At 34.1% G+C, this 15382-nt stretch carries 27 protein-coding genes; all 27 read right to left on the reverse strand.

Annotated features, from left to right (window positions below; all coding sequences use genetic code 11):
• Positions 1-17 precede the first annotated feature (17 nt).
• Positions 18-1301, reverse strand: coding sequence for a citrate synthase (locus BUE95_RS08260; RefSeq protein ID WP_073583296.1), 1284 nt, complete (start codon positions 1299-1301; stop codon positions 18-20).
• Positions 1302-1510: 209 nt separating this feature from the next.
• Positions 1511-2806, reverse strand: a complete 1296-nt coding sequence (gene eno, locus BUE95_RS08265) for a phosphopyruvate hydratase (RefSeq protein ID WP_073583298.1) — start codon at positions 2804-2806, stop codon at positions 1511-1513.
• Positions 2807-2907: 101 nt separating this feature from the next.
• Positions 2908-4017, reverse strand: a complete 1110-nt coding sequence (gene carA / locus BUE95_RS08270; RefSeq protein WP_073583300.1) for a glutamine-hydrolyzing carbamoyl-phosphate synthase small subunit — start codon at positions 4015-4017, stop codon at positions 2908-2910.
• A 133-nt stretch (positions 4018-4150) separates the two neighbouring features.
• Positions 4151-4636 carry a 50S ribosomal protein L17 gene (gene rplQ / locus BUE95_RS08275; protein WP_073583302.1) on the reverse strand — a complete coding sequence of 162 codons (486 nt, stop codon included), beginning with the start codon at positions 4634-4636 and terminating at the stop codon, positions 4151-4153.
• Between the two features lie 60 nt (positions 4637-4696).
• Positions 4697-5689 (reverse strand): DNA-directed RNA polymerase subunit alpha, encoded by a 993-nt coding sequence (locus tag BUE95_RS08280; RefSeq protein ID WP_073583304.1) that lies wholly within the window; start codon positions 5687-5689, stop codon positions 4697-4699.
• 20 nt (positions 5690-5709) lie between these two features.
• Positions 5710-6315: a 30S ribosomal protein S4 gene (gene rpsD / locus BUE95_RS08285; RefSeq protein ID WP_026725624.1), complete on the reverse strand. Its 606-nt coding sequence runs from the start codon at positions 6313-6315 to the stop codon at positions 5710-5712.
• An 83-nt stretch (positions 6316-6398) separates the two neighbouring features.
• Positions 6399-6782, reverse strand: a complete 384-nt coding sequence (rpsK, locus tag BUE95_RS08290; RefSeq protein WP_008254446.1) for a 30S ribosomal protein S11 — start codon at positions 6780-6782, stop codon at positions 6399-6401.
• An 11-nt stretch (positions 6783-6793) separates the two neighbouring features.
• Entirely contained in the window at positions 6794-7168 is a 375-nt protein-coding gene (gene rpsM, locus BUE95_RS08295) for a 30S ribosomal protein S13 (protein WP_073583306.1), read from the reverse strand.
• 2 nt (positions 7169-7170) lie between these two features.
• Positions 7171-7287: a type B 50S ribosomal protein L36 gene (ykgO, locus tag BUE95_RS08300; protein WP_002987490.1), complete on the reverse strand. Its 117-nt coding sequence runs from the start codon at positions 7285-7287 to the stop codon at positions 7171-7173.
• 10 nt (positions 7288-7297) lie between these two features.
• On the reverse strand, positions 7298-7513 hold the full coding sequence (gene infA / locus BUE95_RS08305; protein ID WP_026725626.1) for a translation initiation factor IF-1: 216 nt from the start codon (positions 7511-7513) through the stop codon (positions 7298-7300).
• Positions 7514-7518: 5 nt separating this feature from the next.
• Positions 7519-8868 carry a preprotein translocase subunit SecY gene (gene secY / locus BUE95_RS08310; RefSeq protein ID WP_073583308.1) on the reverse strand — a complete coding sequence of 450 codons (1350 nt, stop codon included), beginning with the start codon at positions 8866-8868 and terminating at the stop codon, positions 7519-7521.
• 12 nt (positions 8869-8880) lie between these two features.
• Positions 8881-9333, reverse strand: a complete 453-nt coding sequence (rplO, locus tag BUE95_RS08315; protein ID WP_073583310.1) for a 50S ribosomal protein L15 — start codon at positions 9331-9333, stop codon at positions 8881-8883.
• Positions 9334-9345: 12 nt separating this feature from the next.
• The gene (rpmD, locus tag BUE95_RS08320) at positions 9346-9528 is read right to left on the reverse strand and encodes a 50S ribosomal protein L30 (protein ID WP_026725629.1); all 183 of its coding nucleotides are present in this window, start codon (positions 9526-9528) and stop codon (positions 9346-9348) included.
• 13 nt (positions 9529-9541) lie between these two features.
• A complete protein-coding gene (gene rpsE, locus BUE95_RS08325; protein WP_035693159.1) occupies positions 9542-10066 on the reverse strand; it encodes a 30S ribosomal protein S5 in 525 nt (174 codons plus the stop codon).
• Positions 10067-10072: 6 nt separating this feature from the next.
• Entirely contained in the window at positions 10073-10423 is a 351-nt protein-coding gene (rplR, locus tag BUE95_RS08330; protein WP_073583312.1) for a 50S ribosomal protein L18, read from the reverse strand.
• 11 nt (positions 10424-10434) lie between these two features.
• Positions 10435-10977, reverse strand: coding sequence for a 50S ribosomal protein L6 (rplF, locus tag BUE95_RS08335; protein WP_073583314.1), 543 nt, complete (start codon positions 10975-10977; stop codon positions 10435-10437).
• 15 nt (positions 10978-10992) lie between these two features.
• The gene (gene rpsH, locus BUE95_RS08340; protein ID WP_073583316.1) at positions 10993-11391 is read right to left on the reverse strand and encodes a 30S ribosomal protein S8; all 399 of its coding nucleotides are present in this window, start codon (positions 11389-11391) and stop codon (positions 10993-10995) included.
• A 104-nt stretch (positions 11392-11495) separates the two neighbouring features.
• Complete coding sequence (rpsN, locus tag BUE95_RS08345; protein ID WP_014387709.1) at positions 11496-11765, reverse strand: 30S ribosomal protein S14; 270 nt, start codon at positions 11763-11765, stop codon at positions 11496-11498.
• 3 nt (positions 11766-11768) lie between these two features.
• Positions 11769-12320 (reverse strand): 50S ribosomal protein L5, encoded by a 552-nt coding sequence (rplE, locus tag BUE95_RS08350; RefSeq protein WP_073583318.1) that lies wholly within the window; start codon positions 12318-12320, stop codon positions 11769-11771.
• Between the two features lie 2 nt (positions 12321-12322).
• A complete protein-coding gene (gene rplX / locus BUE95_RS08355; protein ID WP_026725635.1) occupies positions 12323-12637 on the reverse strand; it encodes a 50S ribosomal protein L24 in 315 nt (104 codons plus the stop codon).
• Positions 12638-12648: 11 nt separating this feature from the next.
• A complete protein-coding gene (rplN, locus tag BUE95_RS08360) occupies positions 12649-13017 on the reverse strand; it encodes a 50S ribosomal protein L14 (protein ID WP_007803649.1) in 369 nt (122 codons plus the stop codon).
• A gap of 2 nt (positions 13018-13019) precedes the next feature.
• Positions 13020-13277: a 30S ribosomal protein S17 gene (gene rpsQ / locus BUE95_RS08365; protein ID WP_026725636.1), complete on the reverse strand. Its 258-nt coding sequence runs from the start codon at positions 13275-13277 to the stop codon at positions 13020-13022.
• 18 nt (positions 13278-13295) lie between these two features.
• On the reverse strand, positions 13296-13487 hold the full coding sequence (gene rpmC, locus BUE95_RS08370; protein WP_073583320.1) for a 50S ribosomal protein L29: 192 nt from the start codon (positions 13485-13487) through the stop codon (positions 13296-13298).
• A gap of 12 nt (positions 13488-13499) precedes the next feature.
• Positions 13500-13919, reverse strand: coding sequence for a 50S ribosomal protein L16 (gene rplP / locus BUE95_RS08375; RefSeq protein WP_008254483.1), 420 nt, complete (start codon positions 13917-13919; stop codon positions 13500-13502).
• Between the two features lie 19 nt (positions 13920-13938).
• A complete protein-coding gene (gene rpsC / locus BUE95_RS08380; RefSeq protein WP_073583322.1) occupies positions 13939-14670 on the reverse strand; it encodes a 30S ribosomal protein S3 in 732 nt (243 codons plus the stop codon).
• An 8-nt stretch (positions 14671-14678) separates the two neighbouring features.
• Positions 14679-15089 (reverse strand): 50S ribosomal protein L22, encoded by a 411-nt coding sequence (rplV, locus tag BUE95_RS08385; protein WP_073583324.1) that lies wholly within the window; start codon positions 15087-15089, stop codon positions 14679-14681.
• A 9-nt stretch (positions 15090-15098) separates the two neighbouring features.
• Positions 15099-15377, reverse strand: coding sequence for a 30S ribosomal protein S19 (gene rpsS / locus BUE95_RS08390; RefSeq protein WP_073583326.1), 279 nt, complete (start codon positions 15375-15377; stop codon positions 15099-15101).
• Between the last annotated feature and the right edge of the window lie 5 nt (positions 15378-15382).

Below are 15382 nucleotides of genomic sequence, written 5' to 3' on the forward strand. Positions count from 1 at the left end.
GTGGGATTTTTTATAAACTATCTATCTTTTACTTCTTTAAAAGAACGTAGTGGATAACCAGTATATACTTGTCTTGGACGACCAATTGGTTCTTTATTGATTCTCATTTCTTTCCATTGTGCAATCCAACCCGGTAAACGACCAATAGCAAATAAGACGGTAAACATTTCAACAGGGATTCCCATAGCACGATAGATGATTCCCGAGTAGAAATCTACGTTTGGATATAAGTTTCTTGATTTGAAGTATTCGTCTTCCAATGCTACTTTTTCTAATTGTTTTGCAATATCTAGTAACGGATCATCAACACCTAATGCAGTTAATACATCATCAGCCGCTTTCTTAATAATTGTTGCTCTTGGATCAAAATTTTTGTAAACTCTATGCCCAAATCCCATTAAACGGAATGGATCGTCTTTATCTTTTGCTTTTAAAACAAACTTAGCTACATCTCCCCCATTATTGTGAATTTCTTGTAGCATTTCCAGAACAGCTTGGTTAGCACCACCATGCAATGGACCCCATAGCGCAGAAACACCTGCAGAAATAGAAGCAAATAAACCCGCATGAGAAGAACCAACAATTCTTACTGTAGAAGTTGAACAGTTTTGCTCGTGGTCTGCATGTAGAATGAATAACTTATCTAATGCATCAATTACTTTTTTATCTGCTTTATAAGGTCCTGTTGGCAATTCAAACATTAAACGCATGAAATTCTCAACATAACCTTTTGTATTGTCATAATAATTTAATGGATATCCCATTGTTTTTCTATAAGTCCAAGTTGCAATTACAAGGAATTTACCCATTGTCTTACAAACAGCCTCATACATTTCTTTTTCATTATGAGGATTAACTGATTTTGGATTAAAAGCCGTTAAAGCACTTGTTAAAGAAGCTAAAACACCCATTGGATGAGCCGTTTTTGGAAAACCATCTATGATGTTTTTCATTTCCTCATTAACCAAAGTATATTTACGGATATCGTTTTCAAATTTTTCCAATTGTGCTGCTGTTGGAAGTTCTCCAAAAATCAACAAATAAGAAACTTCTAAGAAATCAGCTTTATCAGCCAATTCCTCAATTGAATATCCTCTGTAACGCAAAATCCCTTCTTCACCATCTAAAAAAGTAATCTCACTTGTACATGAACCTGAATTCTTATAACCAGGATCAATTGTAATAGCACCAGATGCACTTCGCAACTTGTCTATGTCGATAGCAACCTCATTCTCAGTCCCTACGATTACAGGGAACTCATACTTTTTGCCATCAAGCTCTAATATTGCAGTTTTTGACATATTATTTATGTGGTATTTTATGATAAAATTAATGTGAATTGCGAATTTAACAAATAATAATCAAACAATAAAGAAATTTATTATAATTTATGGTTAAATAATATACATGAAAAACCCTTTCAAAATTTTCATTCTGAAAGGGTTAAATTAATACACACGAAAACAATCCGGAAGTTTCAAGACATTTTTATGAATAATATATTGCAGTATTATCTTTTAACTTTAAAAGCATTCATACCAGGAAAATAAGCTACATCAGCTAATTCTTCTTCAATTCTTAATAATTGATTGTATTTTGCCATACGATCAGAACGAGAAGCTGAACCAGTTTTGATTTGTCCACAGTTTAAAGCCACAGCTAAATCAGCAATTGTGTTATCTTCTGTTTCTCCAGAACGGTGTGACATTACCGAAGTATATCCTGCATTATGAGCCATATTTACAGCTGCAATTGTTTCAGTTAAAGTTCCAATTTGGTTTACTTTTATCAAAATAGAATTTGCAATACCTTGGCTAATTCCACGAGACAATCTTTCCACATTGGTTACGAATAAATCATCGCCTACTAATTGTACTTTATCACCGATTTTCTCCGTTAATAATTTCCAACCTTCCCAATCGTCTTCATACATTCCGTCTTCAATTGAAATAATTGGATAATTAGCTGCTAATTCTGCTAAATATTCCGCTTGCTCTTCAGATGTTCTAATTTTTCCTGTTTCACCTTCAAATTTAGTGTAATCATATTTTCCGTTTACATAAAATTCAGAGGCTGCACAATCTAAAGCTATCATTACATCATCGCCAAAAGTATAACCTGCATTGGTAACCGCTAATTTGATTGAATCTAAAGCGTCTTCAGTTCCACCAGCTAAATTTGGAGCAAATCCTCCTTCATCACCTACAGCGGTAGATAAATGTCTATCGTGTAATACTTTTTTCAAGTTGTGGAAAATTTCAGTTCCCATTTGCATTGCATGAGTGAAATCTTTAGCCTTAACAGGCATAATCATAAATTCTTGAAACGCAATTGGAGCATCAGAATGCGAACCACCATTGATTATGTTCATCATTGGAACTGGCAACGTATTTGCAGAAACACCACCAACATAACGATATAAAGGCATTCCTAATTCGTTAGCTGCAGCTTTTGCCACCGCCAGAGAAACTCCTAAAATGGCATTTGCCCCTAAGTTCGATTTATTTGCTGTTCCGTCTAATTCAATCATCATTTTGTCGATTAAATTTTGCTCGAAAACCGACATTCCTACAATTGCTTCAGCTATTTTTGTATTTACGTTTTCAACTGCTTTTAAAACACCTTTCCCCATGAAAGTTTTACCACCATCACGAAGTTCCACTGCTTCATGTTCACCAGTAGAAGCACCACTTGGAACAGCTGCTCTTCCTAAAATTCCGTTATCTGTAACTACATCAACTTCTATTGTTGGATTTCCACGCGAATCTAAAATCTGTCTAGCGTGAACTTTGATAATTATACTCATTTTATTCTTTTTTAAGTTACTATCTTGTGAATAATAACAAATTTATAATTTAAACCATAATGATGTTGAAAAACTCAAAAAAACTTATAAACGATAACGTTTTAGTTACCAGCAGTTTTTATATTTTCAATAAATTGGTCAAATAAATAACTTGAATCATGTGGCCCAGGACTCGCTTCTGGGTGATATTGTACTGAGAAACAGTTTTTAGATTTCATTCGCATTCCAGCCACAGTTCCATCATTCAAATGTTCGTGTGTCAACTCGAAATCAGGATGCTTGTCCAATTCTTCTCTTACGATAGCAAAACCATGATTTTGAGAAGTAATTTCGCCTTTTCCAGTAATCACATTTTTAACTGGATGATTGATTCCGCGGTGTCCGTTGAACATTTTATAAGTTGAAATTCCGTTTGCCAATCCTATAATTTGGTGCCCTAAACAAATTCCGAATAACGGTTTATTTTCGTTTAAAATTTGTTTAGCAACTTCTTGAGCGGTTTCCAAAGGTTCTGGATCTCCAGGACCGTTTGACAAGAAATAACCGTCTGGATTGAATGCTTTTAAATCCACAAATGAGGCATTGTATGGGAAAACTTTGATGTAGCAATCTCTCTTCGCTAAGTTTCTAAGGATATTGGTTTTAATTCCTAAATCTAAAGCTGAAATTTTATATTTTGCTGTTTCTTCACCAAAGAAGTAAGGTTCCTTAGTAGAAACTTTTGAAGCTAATTCCAAACCATTCATATCTGGAACATGTGCTAATCTTTCTTTTAATTCTTCGATTGGAGTTCCATCTGTACAAATAACCGCATTCATAGCTCCGTTATCTCTGATGTAACTTACTAATGCTCTTGTATCAACATCTGAAATTACGATAAGATTTTGTTTGCTTAAATAATCAAACAAACTTTCAGAAGCATCTACTCGAGAATAATTAAAACTGAAGTTTTTACAAACTAATCCGGAAATTTTAACGGAATCAGACTCTACTTCTTTATCATTTACACCATAATTTCCAATATGAGCATTAGTAGTAACCATGATTTGACCAAAGTAAGAAGGATCAGTAAAAATTTCTTGATAACCTGTTGTTCCAGTATTAAAAGCGACTTCACCAAAAGTAATTCCTTCAATTCCTATTGATTTTCCATAAAAAATTGTTCCGTCTTTTAGAAGCAAAACGGCCTTAGAACGATTGTTGTATTTCATTGTGTTGTGTTGTTGAATATGCAAATTTAGTTATAAAAGTTATCTTAAGAAAATGTTTGATTCGTAAAACCAAAAAAAAAGGATAAACTTAAAAAAGTCTATCCTTATTATTTTTACATGAATACTTTCATGATTATTCTGTAGCTTCATTATTTTCAGAAGTTTCTGCAGCTGGAGCTTCTGGTGCAGCACCTTCAGCTTTTTTCGCTTTTCCACGACGAGTTGTTTTCTTAACTTCTTTTTTACCACCACTGTACAAGGTGTTAAAATCTACTAACTCAATCATTGCCATATCTGCGTTATCTCCTAAACGGTTACCTAACTTGATGATACGTGTATATCCTCCTGGACGGTCACCTACTTTAGCAGCAACTTCCCTGAAAAGCTCAGTAACTGCATATTTGTTTCTTAAGTAAGAGAAACAAATACGACGGTTATGAGTAGTATCTTCTTTCGATTTTGTAACTAATGGTTCAACAAATTGCTTTAAAGCTTTTGCTTTAGCCACAGTAGTGTTGATACGTTTATGCTCGATTAAAGAACAAGCCATGTTTGCTAACATAGCAGCTCTATGCCCTTTTTGTCTACTTAAATGATTGAATTTTTTTCCGTGTCTCATGACGTCTTTTATTTATCTTCATCTTGCATCAATCCTTTCGGAGCGCAAAATATGAAGCAATTATTCTTTATCTAACTTATATTTAGTTAAATCCATTCCAAAAGTTAGGTTCTTATTAGCTACTAACTCATCTAATTCTGTTAAAGATTTTTTACCAAAATTACGGAACTTCATTAAGTCGTTCTTGTTGAAAGATACTAGATCACCTAATGTATCAACTTCAGCCGCTTTTAAACAATTTAATGCTCTAACAGATAAATCCATATCAACCAATTTAGTTTTCAATAGTTGTCTCATATGAAGAGATTCCTCGTCATAAGATTCTGTTTGTGCAATTTCATCTGCCTCAAGAGTAATTCTTTCATCAGAGAACAACATGAAGTGGTGTATTAACGTCTTAGCAGCTTCAGTCAATGCATCTTTAGGATGTATAGATCCATCAGTAATGATTTCAAAAACTAATTTTTCATAATCCGTTTTTTGTTCCACACGGAAATTCTCAATTGTATACTTAACATTCTTTACAGGTGTGTAAATAGAATCTGTAAAAATTGTACCAATTGGAGCATTTGATTTTTTGTTCTCTTCAGCTGGAACATATCCTCTACCTTTTTCAATAGAAAGTTCCATATTGATATTTGTCTTGCTGTCTAAATTACAGATTACTAAATCCGGATTTAAAACTTGAAAACCAGAGATGAATTTTTGAAAATCACCTGCTGTAATTTTTTCTTTACCTGAAAGAGCGATAGAAACAGATTCATTATCGATATCTTCAATTTGACGTTTAAAACGTACTTGTTTAAGATTCAAGATAATCTCAGTAACATCTTCAACAACACCAGGAATAGTAGAGAATTCATGTTCCACTCCTTCTATTCTTACTGATGTAATTGCATAACCTTCTAGCGAAGAAAGCAAAACTCTTCTAAGTGCATTACCAACAGTCAATCCGTAACCAGGTTCCAAAGGTCTAAATTCAAATTTACCTTCGAAATCCGTAGAATCGATCATGATAACTTTATCGGGCTTTTGAAAATTAAATATTGCCATATTTCGACTAATGTCAATTATTATTTGTTATACAACTCAACGATTAGTTGTTCTTTAATATTTTCAGGAATTTGAAGTCTTTGAGGTACAGAAACAAAAGTTCCCTCTTTGGTATCATTATTCCATGTAATCCACTCATAAACTTGAGAAGATGCAGCTAAAGAACGATCAATAGCTTCAAGAGATTTTGATTTTTCACGTACAGCAACTTTATCACCAGCTTTTAAGTGGTAAGAAGGTACATTAACAACTTCACCATTTACAGTGATATGTCTGTGAGATACAATTTGACGAGCAGCTCTACGAGATGGAGCTATACCCATTCTGTAAACAACATTATCTAAACGCGCTTCACACAACTGTAATAAAATTTCACCTGTAACTCCAGATGCAGCAGATGCTTTTTTAAATAAGTTTCTGAATTGTTTCTCTAAAATACCATAAGTATATTTAGCTTTTTGCTTTTCCATTAACTGAACAGCATATTCAGATTTCTTACCTCTCTTTTTTGCTAAACCATGTTGCCCAGGAGGGTAATTTCTTTTTTCGAAGGCTTTGTCATCTCCGAATATTGCTTCGCCAAATTTACGAGCAATCTTTGTTTTTGGACCAGTATATCTTGCCATTTTAAAAAATTAAAAAAGGTAGGAATTATGAATTCAGGTCTATATCCTTCGATAATTTTAAACCTACCCGTGTTATACTTAAATTATACTCTTCTTCTTTTCGGAGGACGACATCCGTTATGTGGCATTGGAGTTACATCAATAATTTCAGTAACTTCAACTCCAGAATTATGGATAGATCTAATAGCAGATTCTCTACCATTTCCTGGACCTTTCACATATACTTTCACTTTTTTTAGTCCAGCTTCAAGAGCTACTTTACTACAATCTTCTGCTGCCATTTGAGCTGCATAAGGAGTATTCTTCTTAGAACCTCTAAAGCCCATTTTACCAGCTGAAGACCAAGAAATTACTTCACCTTTCTTGTTTGTTAAAGAAATGATGATGTTGTTAAAAGTAGCATTAATATGTGCTTCTCCCGAAGATTCAACGATAACTTTACGTTTTTTTGCAGTTGCTTTAGCCATATTATTACGTATTATTTAGTTGCTTTTTTCTTGTTAGCAACAGTTTTTCTCTTACCTTTTCTAGTTCTAGAGTTGTTTTTTGTTCTTTGACCTCTTAATGGAAGTCCAGCTCTGTGACGAATACCTCTTTGACATCCAATATCCATTAAACGCTTAATGTTTAATTGAACTTCTGAACGCAATTCTCCTTCAATTTTGTAATATGATACCGCATCACGGATAGCTCCGATTTCGTCATCATTCCAATCTTGAACTTTCTTATCTTCGCTCACTTGAGCTTTAGCTAAAATATCTTTAGCTCTGCTTTTACCAATACCAAAAATGTATGTTAAAGCAATGATTCCTCTTTTTTGTTTAGGTATATCTACCCCTGCAATTCTTGCCATAATTATCCTTGTCTTTGTTTAAATCTAGGATTCTTTTTGTTAATAACGTATAATCTTCCTTTTCTACGTACAATAATGCACTCGGCACTTCTCTTTTTAACTGATGCTCTTACTTTCATTTTAATAGCTTTAGTATCTATAAGTAATTCTTGCTTTAGACAAATCATAAGGACTCATTTCAAGTTTCACCTTGTCTCCTGGTAATAATTTAATATAATGCATACGCATCTTACCAGAAATATGAGCAATTACAACATGTCCATTCTCTAACTCTACACGAAACATAGCATTTGACAATGCCTCTATAATTGTTCCGTCTTGTTCTATTGCTGATTGTTTTGCCATAAAAATTAAGCTACTGCTTTTCTATTTTTACCACTTTTCATCAAACCATCATAGTGTTTATTCAATAAATAAGAATTTATTTGTTGAATAGTATCTATTGCAACTCCAACCATGATTAACAAAGAAGTACCTCCATAAAAATACCCCCAAGCACCTTGAACACCTAACAAACTTACTGCAACAGCTGGGAACACAGCTATTAATGCAAGAAATAAGGACCCAGGAAATGTTATTAAGGACATTATCTTATCTAGGTAGTCTCCTGTTTCAACACCTGGCTTAACACCCGGTATGAAACCACCACTTCTCTTTAAATCATCAGCCATCTTATTTGTTGGTACAGTAATTGCGGTGTAAAAATACGTAAAAATTACAATTAACAAAGCAAAAACAATATTATATACCAAACCAAATGGGTCGTTAAACATAGATGCTAAAGAAATTGCTCCTTCTGATTTTGATAAACCAGAAACAGCTGCTGGAATAAACATAATAGCTTGAGCAAAAATAATAGGCATAACCCCAGAAGCATTCAACTTCAAAGGAATAAACTGACGATTATTGCCGCCTAACATATCTTGCTCAAAGTCACCCGAAACTGTACGTCTCGCGTACTGAACAGGGATCTTTCTTACAGCCATTACCAATAAGATACATGCTATAATAACCAAAAACCATAATATCAACTCAATAACAATCATCATAATACCACCATTTGACTGTGATGTCCTAGACGAAAACTCTTGAATAAAAGCTTGAGGCATTCTTGCAATAATACCAACCATGATCAACAAAGAAATACCATTTCCAATACCTTTATCAGTAATTTTTTCTCCTAACCACATTGCAAATATTGTACCTGTAACTAAGATTAAAACCGAAGAAAATAAAAACGGAAATGAACCTGAACCTAAAAGAAAAGCTTCCCTAGGTAAAGTATTGTATAAATTGTAAATATAACCAGGCCCTTGAACCAAAGTAATTACAATTGTTAACCATCTAGTAATTTGATTGATTTTTTTTCTACCACTTTCACCATCTTTTTGAAGCTTTTGTAAATAAGGAACAGCTATCCCCATTAATTGAACAACAATAGATGCAGAAATATAAGGCATAATACCCAACGCAAATACAGAAGCTTGCGAAAAAGCACCTCCTGTAAATACATTGATTAACCATCCAATACCTTCATTAGTTTGGTTTGTAAGATTTGTCAATTTAGTAGCATCAATCCCCGGAAGGGTAACTTGTGCACCAAAACGATACACTAATAACAACCCAAGAGTTAATAAAATACGATTTTTTAACTCTTCGATTTTCCAAACGTTGATGAATGAATCTATAAATTTCTTCATTTTACTAAAGGATTATAAAGTTACAGCCTCGCCACCAGCTGCTTCAATTGCAGCTTTAGCTGATGCTGTAAATTTGTGAGCACTCACTTTAAGTTTTGTTTTTAGCTCACCTCTTCCTAAAATCTTTACTAAGCTATTTTTTGTAGCCAAACGCGTGTCAACAAATACAGAAAAATCAACTGTATCAGTTACAACACCATTATCTACTAATAATTGTAACGAATCAAGATTGATACCTTGATATTCTACTCTATTAATGTTCTTGAAACCAAACTTAGGAACACGTCTTTGAAGTGGCATTTGACCACCCTCAAAACCAATTTTCTTAGAGTATCCAGAACGAGACTTTGCTCCTTTGTGACCACGTGCAGCAGTACCACCTTTACCAGAACCTTCTCCTCTACCTACTCTTTTATTTTGGTTGTGTACTGAACCTTCAGCTGGTTGTAAGTTACTTAAATTCATAACTGTATAGTGTTATTTAGTTTCTTCTACAGAAACTAAGTGTTTTACTTTATTTACCATTCCAAGGATAGCAGGATTTGCATCATGCTCAACAACTTGTCCCATTTTACGAAGACCTAAAGCTTCCAAAGTTCTCTTTTGATCAAGAGGACAATTGATTTTACTTCTTACTTGTTTTACTATTAATTTTGCCATGATTTCCTGTTAATTAACCTTTGAATACTTTTTCTAAAGATACTCCTCTTTGTTTAGCTACAGTAGCAGCACTTCTCATTTGTAATAAAGCATCAAAAGTTGCTTTTACCACATTGTGAGGGTTAGATGAACCTTGCGATTTAGATAATACATCGTGAACACCTACAGATTCCAATACCGCACGAACAGCACCACCAGCAATAACCCCAGTACCGTGTGAAGCAGGCATTAAGAATACTCTAGCACCACCAAATTTACCTTTTTGCTCATGAGGTACAGATTGTCCTTGAAGTGGAATTCTAACTAAATTTTTCTTTGCATCTTCCACTGCCTTAGCAATAGCTTCAGAAACATCTTTAGATTTTCCTAATCCATGACCAACTACACCGTTTTCATCACCAACTACTACGATAGCAGAAAAACCAAATGCTCTACCTCCTTTAGTAACTTTAGTAACACGATTTACACTCACCAAACGATCTTTTAATTCAAGACCTCCTGGTTTTACAATCTCTACGTTTTTATAATTATGATACATAATTTCTTAGAATTTAAGTCCAGCTTCTCTAGCGCCTTCAGCTAATGATTTCACACGTCCATGATATAAATACCCACCTCTATCAAAAGAGATTGTTGAAATACCAGCCTTAAGTGCTTTTTCAGCAACTAATTTACCAACTGCTTTTGCAGTTTCAACAGCAGTTCCTTGAGCAACCCCTTTATCTCTCGATGAAGCAGCTACTAAAGTTGTACCGTTTACATCATCTATGATTTGAGCATAGATTTCTTTATTACTTCTGAACACAGAAAGTCTTGGTTGAGCAGCTGTTCCGCTTACAATCTTTCTGATTCTGAACTTAATTCTTTGTCTTCTTTCAGATTTCGTTAATGACATAGTCTTAATTTTTAAGCTGATTTACCTGCTTTTCTTCTTAGTTCTTCTCCTACAAACTTAACTCCTTTTCCTTTATACGGCTCAGGTTTGCGGAAACCTCTGATCTTCGCAGCTACTTGACCTAATAATTGTTTGTCGAATGATGATAATTTCACTATCGGATTTTTACCTTTTTCTGAAATAGTTTCTACTACTACTTCTTTTACAACTTCTAGTACTATATTGTGAGAAAATCCTAAAGCTAAATCAAGTTTTTGACCTTGATTAGATGCTCTATAACCTACACCCACTAGTTCTAATTGTTTTGTAAAGCCCTCAGAAACTCCAATAATCATATTATTGATTAATGAACGATAAAGTCCGTGTTTCGCTCTCTCATCTTTGTGATCTGATGAACGTTCAACGATAACTTGGTTATCTTCGATTTTTACGGTTACATCAGAAAATTCTTGAGTAAGCTCGCCTAATTTTCCTTTTACTGTAACTACAGCATCTTTAACCTCTACAGTTACTCCAGCTGGAATTGCAATTGGATTTTTACCTATTCTTGACATTGTCTCGTCTTTTTATTAATATACGTAACAAATAACCTCGCCACCAACATTTAATTGCTTCGCTTGTTTTCCAGTCATCAATCCTTTTGATGTAGAAACAATAGCAATACCTAAACCATTCAAGATTCTTGGTAAGTCTGATGAACCAGCATATTTACGTAAACCTGGTTTACTAATTCTTTGGATATCTTTGATTACAGACTCTTTCGTGTCTTTATCATATTTAAGTGCAATTTTAATTGTACCTTGTACGGTAGTGTCATCAAATTTGTAACTTAAGATATATCCTTGATCGAATAAAATCTTTGTGATTTCTTTCTTCATATTAGAAGCAGGAATTTCAACCACTTTGTGATTGGCTCTTACTGCATTTCTAACACGAGTTAGATAATCTGCAATTGGATCTGTATACATATGTATAGATTTGCGGCTATGGTTTTCAATCCGCCCTCAGCGGATTGAACCTTTAACCAATTAAACTTATTTTTGGATTGCAAAAGTAATAACTTTTTTTGGAATTACCAAGATGCTTTTTTAACACCTGGAATTAATCCTTGATTTGCCATTTCACGGAATGTTACACGAGAAATACCAAACTGACGCATATAACCTCTTGGTCTACCTGTTAATTTACAACGATTGTGCACTCTAACTGGACAAGAATTTTTTGGTAACTTTTGTAAACCTTCGAAATCACCAGCTTCTTTTAAAGCTTTTCTTTTCTCAGCATACTTTTCTACTAATGCAATTCTTTTCACCTCACGGGCTTTCATTGATTCTTTAGCCATGTCTTAATTCTTTTTAAAAGGTAATCCTAATTCCGCTAATAATGCTTTTGCTTCTTTATCAGTTTCAGCCGAAGTTACAAAAGTAATATCAAAACCAGCAATTTTATTTACTTTATCAATATCAATTTCTGGGAAAATGATTTGTTCTAACACTCCTAAATTGTAGTTTCCTCTACCATCAAATCCAGTTGATTTGATTCCGCTGAAGTCTCTAACACGTGGTAAAGATGAAGTAATCAATCTATCTAAGAATTCATACATTCTTTCTCCGCGTAAGGTTACTTTAGCACCAATTGGCATACCTTTTCTTAATTTGAAAGACGCAACGTCTTTTTTAGAAATAGTAGCAACTGCTTTTTGCCCAGTAATTTTTGTTAATTCTTCAACAGCGTAATCTACTAATTTTTTATCAGATACAGCTGCACCAACTCCACGGCTTACAACAATTTTTTCAAGTTTAGGAACTTGCATTACATTTTTGTAACCGAACTCTTCTGTAAGAGCAGCAATAACTCTACCCTTATATTCTTCTTTTAGTCTAGGAATATATGCCATAACTATAGTACTTGATTAGATTTTTTTGAAAATCTCACTTTCTTATCTCCTTCTTGCTTGAAACCAACTTTAGTCACTTCTTTTGACTTAGGATCAATTAAAGACAAGTTAGACACATGAATAGGAGCTTCTTTCTTAACGATTCCTCCTTGAGGGTTTTTAGCACTTGGTTTTGTATGTTTCGAAACCATGTTAACTCCTTCAACAACCGCTTTGTTTTTCTCACGAAGAACTCTAAGAACTTTACCTTCAGAACCTTTGTGGTCTCCAGCAATAACTCTTACGATATCTCCTGATTTAATTTTTAGCTTTATCATTTGTATAAGAATTAAAGCACTTCAGGTGCTAATGATACAATTTTCATGAATTGTTTTTCACGAAGTTCTCTGGCAACCGGACCAAAAACACGAGTTCCTCTCATTTCTCCTGCAGCGTTTAACAATACACATGCGTTATCGTCAAAACGGATGTAAGATCCATCAGCTCTTCTCACTTCTTTTTTGGTACGTACAACTACTGCAGTTGATACCGCTCCTTTTTTAACGTTTCCGTTTGGAGTTGCATCTTTAATTGAAACTACAATTTTGTCACCAACAGAGGCATAACGACGTTTCGTTCCTCCTAAAACACGGATCGTAAGAACTTCTTTCGCTCCTGTGTTATCTGCTACTTTTAATCTTGACTCTTGTTGTACCATAATTACTTCGCTCTTTCAATGATTTCAACTAATCTCCAACACTTAGATTTACTCAATGGACGTGTCTCCATAATTCTTACAGTATCTCCAATGTTACAATCGTTTGTTTCGTCGTGCGCTACATATTTCTTAGTTTTCAACACGAACTTACCGTATAATGGGTGTTTCACTTTTGTAGTTTGTGACACAACAATAGATTTCTCCATTTTGTTTGAAGTCACCACACCAATTCTCTCTTTTCTTAAATTTCTTTTTTCCATCTTTCAGCTAGTGTACAATTATTGTAACTCTCTTTTAGTTAACTCTGTGTGTAATCTCGCAACTGATCTCCTTAAAGTTCTTAACTGAAGAGGATTTTGAATTGGAGATATTGCATGAGCATTTTTTAGGTCGGTATACGTTTTCTTTAACTGACTAAGTTGTTCTTGTAACTCAGCTGCAGATAGATTTTTAATTTCTGATTGTTTCATAATAAATTTTGATTATGCTTCGAAATCTCTAGCAACGATAAACTTAGTTTTAACAGGAAGTTTTTGAGCTGCTAAGCGTAATGCTTCTTTAGCAACTGATAGAGGCACGCCTCCAACTTCAAACATAATTTTACCAGGTTTAACAACTGCAGCCCAATATTCAACTGCACCTTTACCTTTACCCATACGTACTTCTAATGGTTTCTTTGTAATAGGCTTATCTGGAAATATTTTGATCCATAATTGACCCTCTCTTTTCATGAAACGTGTTGCTGCAATACGAGCTGCTTCAATTTGACGAGAAGTAATAAATGAAGAATCTAAAGATTTAATACCAAACATTCCATTTGAAAGCTCGTGTCCTCTTTGAGAAACGCCTTTCATTCTACCTTTCTGTACCTTACGGTATTTTGTTCTTTTAGGCTGTAACATTTTTCTTTAGTTTAAATAATTACTTTCTTTTGCGTGCGTTTGGTTTACCATCTCTCTTAGGAGCAGAAGATCCTGAAGGTTTAGACTTTTGTTTGTCCATTCCTACTAACGGAGAAAGATCTCTTTTTCCATAAACCTCACCTTTCATTATCCACACTTTGATACCCATTCTACCATAAGTAGTATGCGCTTCACCTAATGAATAATCAATATCAGCTCTGAAAGTTGACAATGGAATTCTTCCTTCTTTGAAGTTTTCTGAACGAGCCATTTCAGCTCCATTCAAACGACCAGAAATTTGCACTTTAATACCTTCTGCGTTCATACGCATTGCAGCAGCAATAGCCATTTTGATTGCACGTCTGTATGAAATTCTACTTTCAATTTGACGAGCGATACTTGTAGCTACTAAATAAGCATCTAATTCAGGTCTTTTAATTTCAAAGATGTTGATTTGAACTTCTTTGTCAGTAATTTTCTTAAGTTCTTCTTTTAACTTGTCTACCTCTTGACCACCTTTTCCGATAATGATACCAGGTCTAGCAGTAGTGATAGTAACGGTTACAAGTTTTAAAGTTCTCTCGATAATTATTTTAGATACACTAGCTTTAGATAAACGTGCATGGATATACTTACGGATTTTAGCATCTTCAGCGATTTTATCACCGTAGTCATTTCCTCCATACCAGTTTGAGTCCCATCCTCTGATGATACCAAGTCTATTTCCGATTGGATTTGTCTTTTGTCCCATACTGTTTATTAATTGCTTTGTGTGTTATTATTTGATCCTAACACGATTGTTACGTGGTTAGAACGCTTTCTAATTCTGTGTGCACGACCTTGTGGAGCTGGACGAAGTCTTTTTAACATCATACCACCATCTACTGTAATCGTTTTTACAAATAAGCCTGCTTCTTCTAAATTAGCATCTTCGTTTTTCTGTACATAATTATTTATGGCAGATAATAACAATTTCTCTAATTTTCTTGAAGCTTCTTTTTGACTAAATCTTAATATATTAAGAGCTAATTCAACTTTCTGACCTCTTACTAAATCTGCTACTAAACGCATTTTTCTAGGTGAAGTTGGACAGTTATTTAATTTAGCAAAAGCAACTTGTTTTTTTGCTTCCTTAGTCTGCTCTGCTCTTTCTCTTTTACGAACTCCCATAGCTTCCTATTATTTTTTACCTTTATTTTTAGCCCCAGCATGACCTCTAAAAGATCTTGTTGGTGAAAACTCTCCTAATTTGTGTCCTACCATGTTCTCAGTTACATAAACTGGAACAAATTGACGACCATTGTGAACTGCGATAGTTTGCCCAACAAAATCAGGAGTAATCATTGATGCTCTTGACCAAGTCTTAACAACACCTTTATTACCTCCTGCGATATTTTCTTGAACTTTCTTCTCTAATTTATAGTGTACGAATGGTCCTTTTTTTAATGAACGTGCCATGTCTA

The sequence above is a fragment of the Flavobacterium cucumis genome, from assembly GCF_900148835.1.
In the GTDB taxonomy this organism is placed as follows: domain Bacteria; phylum Bacteroidota; class Bacteroidia; order Flavobacteriales; family Flavobacteriaceae; genus Flavobacterium; species Flavobacterium cucumis.

What these genes read in the sequence shown, in the direction of transcription:
- rpmD (WP_026725629.1), bottom strand. Translation starts at nt 9,528, where the DNA reads ATGGCAAAATTAATAGTAAAACAAGTAAGAAGTAAAATCAATTGTCCT.
- rplV (WP_073583324.1), bottom strand. Translation starts at nt 15,089, where the DNA reads ATGGGAGTTCGTAAAAGAGAAAGAGCAGAGCAGACTAAGGAAGCAAAA.
- rplO (WP_073583310.1), bottom strand. Translation starts at nt 9,333, where the DNA reads ATGAATTTAAGTAACTTACAACCAGCTGAAGGTTCAGTACACAACCAA.
- infA (WP_026725626.1), bottom strand. Translation starts at nt 7,513, where the DNA reads ATGGCAAAACAATCAGCAATAGAACAAGACGGAACAATTATAGAGGCA.
- rpsN (WP_014387709.1), bottom strand. Translation starts at nt 11,765, where the DNA reads ATGGCTAAAGAATCAATGAAAGCCCGTGAGGTGAAAAGAATTGCATTA.
- rpsC (WP_073583322.1), bottom strand. Translation starts at nt 14,670, where the DNA reads ATGGGACAAAAGACAAATCCAATCGGAAATAGACTTGGTATCATCAGA.
- rpsH (WP_073583316.1), bottom strand. Translation starts at nt 11,391, where the DNA reads ATGTATACAGATCCAATTGCAGATTATCTAACTCGTGTTAGAAATGCA.
- rplX (WP_026725635.1), bottom strand. Translation starts at nt 12,637, where the DNA reads ATGATAAAGCTAAAAATTAAATCAGGAGATATCGTAAGAGTTATTGCT.
- rplR (WP_073583312.1), bottom strand. Translation starts at nt 10,423, where the DNA reads ATGTCATTAACGAAATCTGAAAGAAGACAAAGAATTAAGTTCAGAATC.
- rpsE (WP_035693159.1), bottom strand. Translation starts at nt 10,066, where the DNA reads ATGTATCATAATTATAAAAACGTAGAGATTGTAAAACCAGGAGGTCTT.
- rplE (WP_073583318.1), bottom strand. Translation starts at nt 12,320, where the DNA reads ATGGCATATATTCCTAGACTAAAAGAAGAATATAAGGGTAGAGTTATT.
- carA (WP_073583300.1), bottom strand. Translation starts at nt 4,017, where the DNA reads ATGAAATACAACAATCGTTCTAAGGCCGTTTTGCTTCTAAAAGACGGA.
- eno (WP_073583298.1), bottom strand. Translation starts at nt 2,806, where the DNA reads ATGAGTATAATTATCAAAGTTCACGCTAGACAGATTTTAGATTCGCGT.
- rpsK (WP_008254446.1), bottom strand. Translation starts at nt 6,782, where the DNA reads ATGGCTAAAGCAACTGCAAAAAAACGTAAAGTTATCGTTGAATCTTCG.
- rpsS (WP_073583326.1), bottom strand. Translation starts at nt 15,377, where the DNA reads ATGGCACGTTCATTAAAAAAAGGACCATTCGTACACTATAAATTAGAG.
- BUE95_RS08280 (WP_073583304.1), bottom strand. Translation starts at nt 5,689, where the DNA reads ATGGCAATATTTAATTTTCAAAAGCCCGATAAAGTTATCATGATCGAT.
- BUE95_RS08260 (WP_073583296.1), bottom strand. Translation starts at nt 1,301, where the DNA reads ATGTCAAAAACTGCAATATTAGAGCTTGATGGCAAAAAGTATGAGTTC.
- rplN (WP_007803649.1), bottom strand. Translation starts at nt 13,017, where the DNA reads ATGGTACAACAAGAGTCAAGATTAAAAGTAGCAGATAACACAGGAGCG.
- ykgO (WP_002987490.1), bottom strand. Translation starts at nt 7,287, where the DNA reads ATGAAAGTAAGAGCATCAGTTAAAAAGAGAAGTGCCGAGTGCATTATT.
- rpmC (WP_073583320.1), bottom strand. Translation starts at nt 13,487, where the DNA reads ATGAAACAATCAGAAATTAAAAATCTATCTGCAGCTGAGTTACAAGAA.
- rplF (WP_073583314.1), bottom strand. Translation starts at nt 10,977, where the DNA reads ATGTCAAGAATAGGTAAAAATCCAATTGCAATTCCAGCTGGAGTAACT.
- rplQ (WP_073583302.1), bottom strand. Translation starts at nt 4,636, where the DNA reads ATGAGACACGGAAAAAAATTCAATCATTTAAGTAGACAAAAAGGGCAT.
- secY (WP_073583308.1), bottom strand. Translation starts at nt 8,868, where the DNA reads ATGAAGAAATTTATAGATTCATTCATCAACGTTTGGAAAATCGAAGAG.
- rplP (WP_008254483.1), bottom strand. Translation starts at nt 13,919, where the DNA reads ATGTTACAGCCTAAAAGAACAAAATACCGTAAGGTACAGAAAGGTAGA.
- rpsD (WP_026725624.1), bottom strand. Translation starts at nt 6,315, where the DNA reads ATGGCAAGATATACTGGTCCAAAAACAAAGATTGCTCGTAAATTTGGC.
- rpsM (WP_073583306.1), bottom strand. Translation starts at nt 7,168, where the DNA reads ATGGCAAGAATTGCAGGGGTAGATATACCTAAACAAAAAAGAGGAATC.
- rpsQ (WP_026725636.1), bottom strand. Translation starts at nt 13,277, where the DNA reads ATGGAAAAAAGAAATTTAAGAAAAGAGAGAATTGGTGTGGTGACTTCA.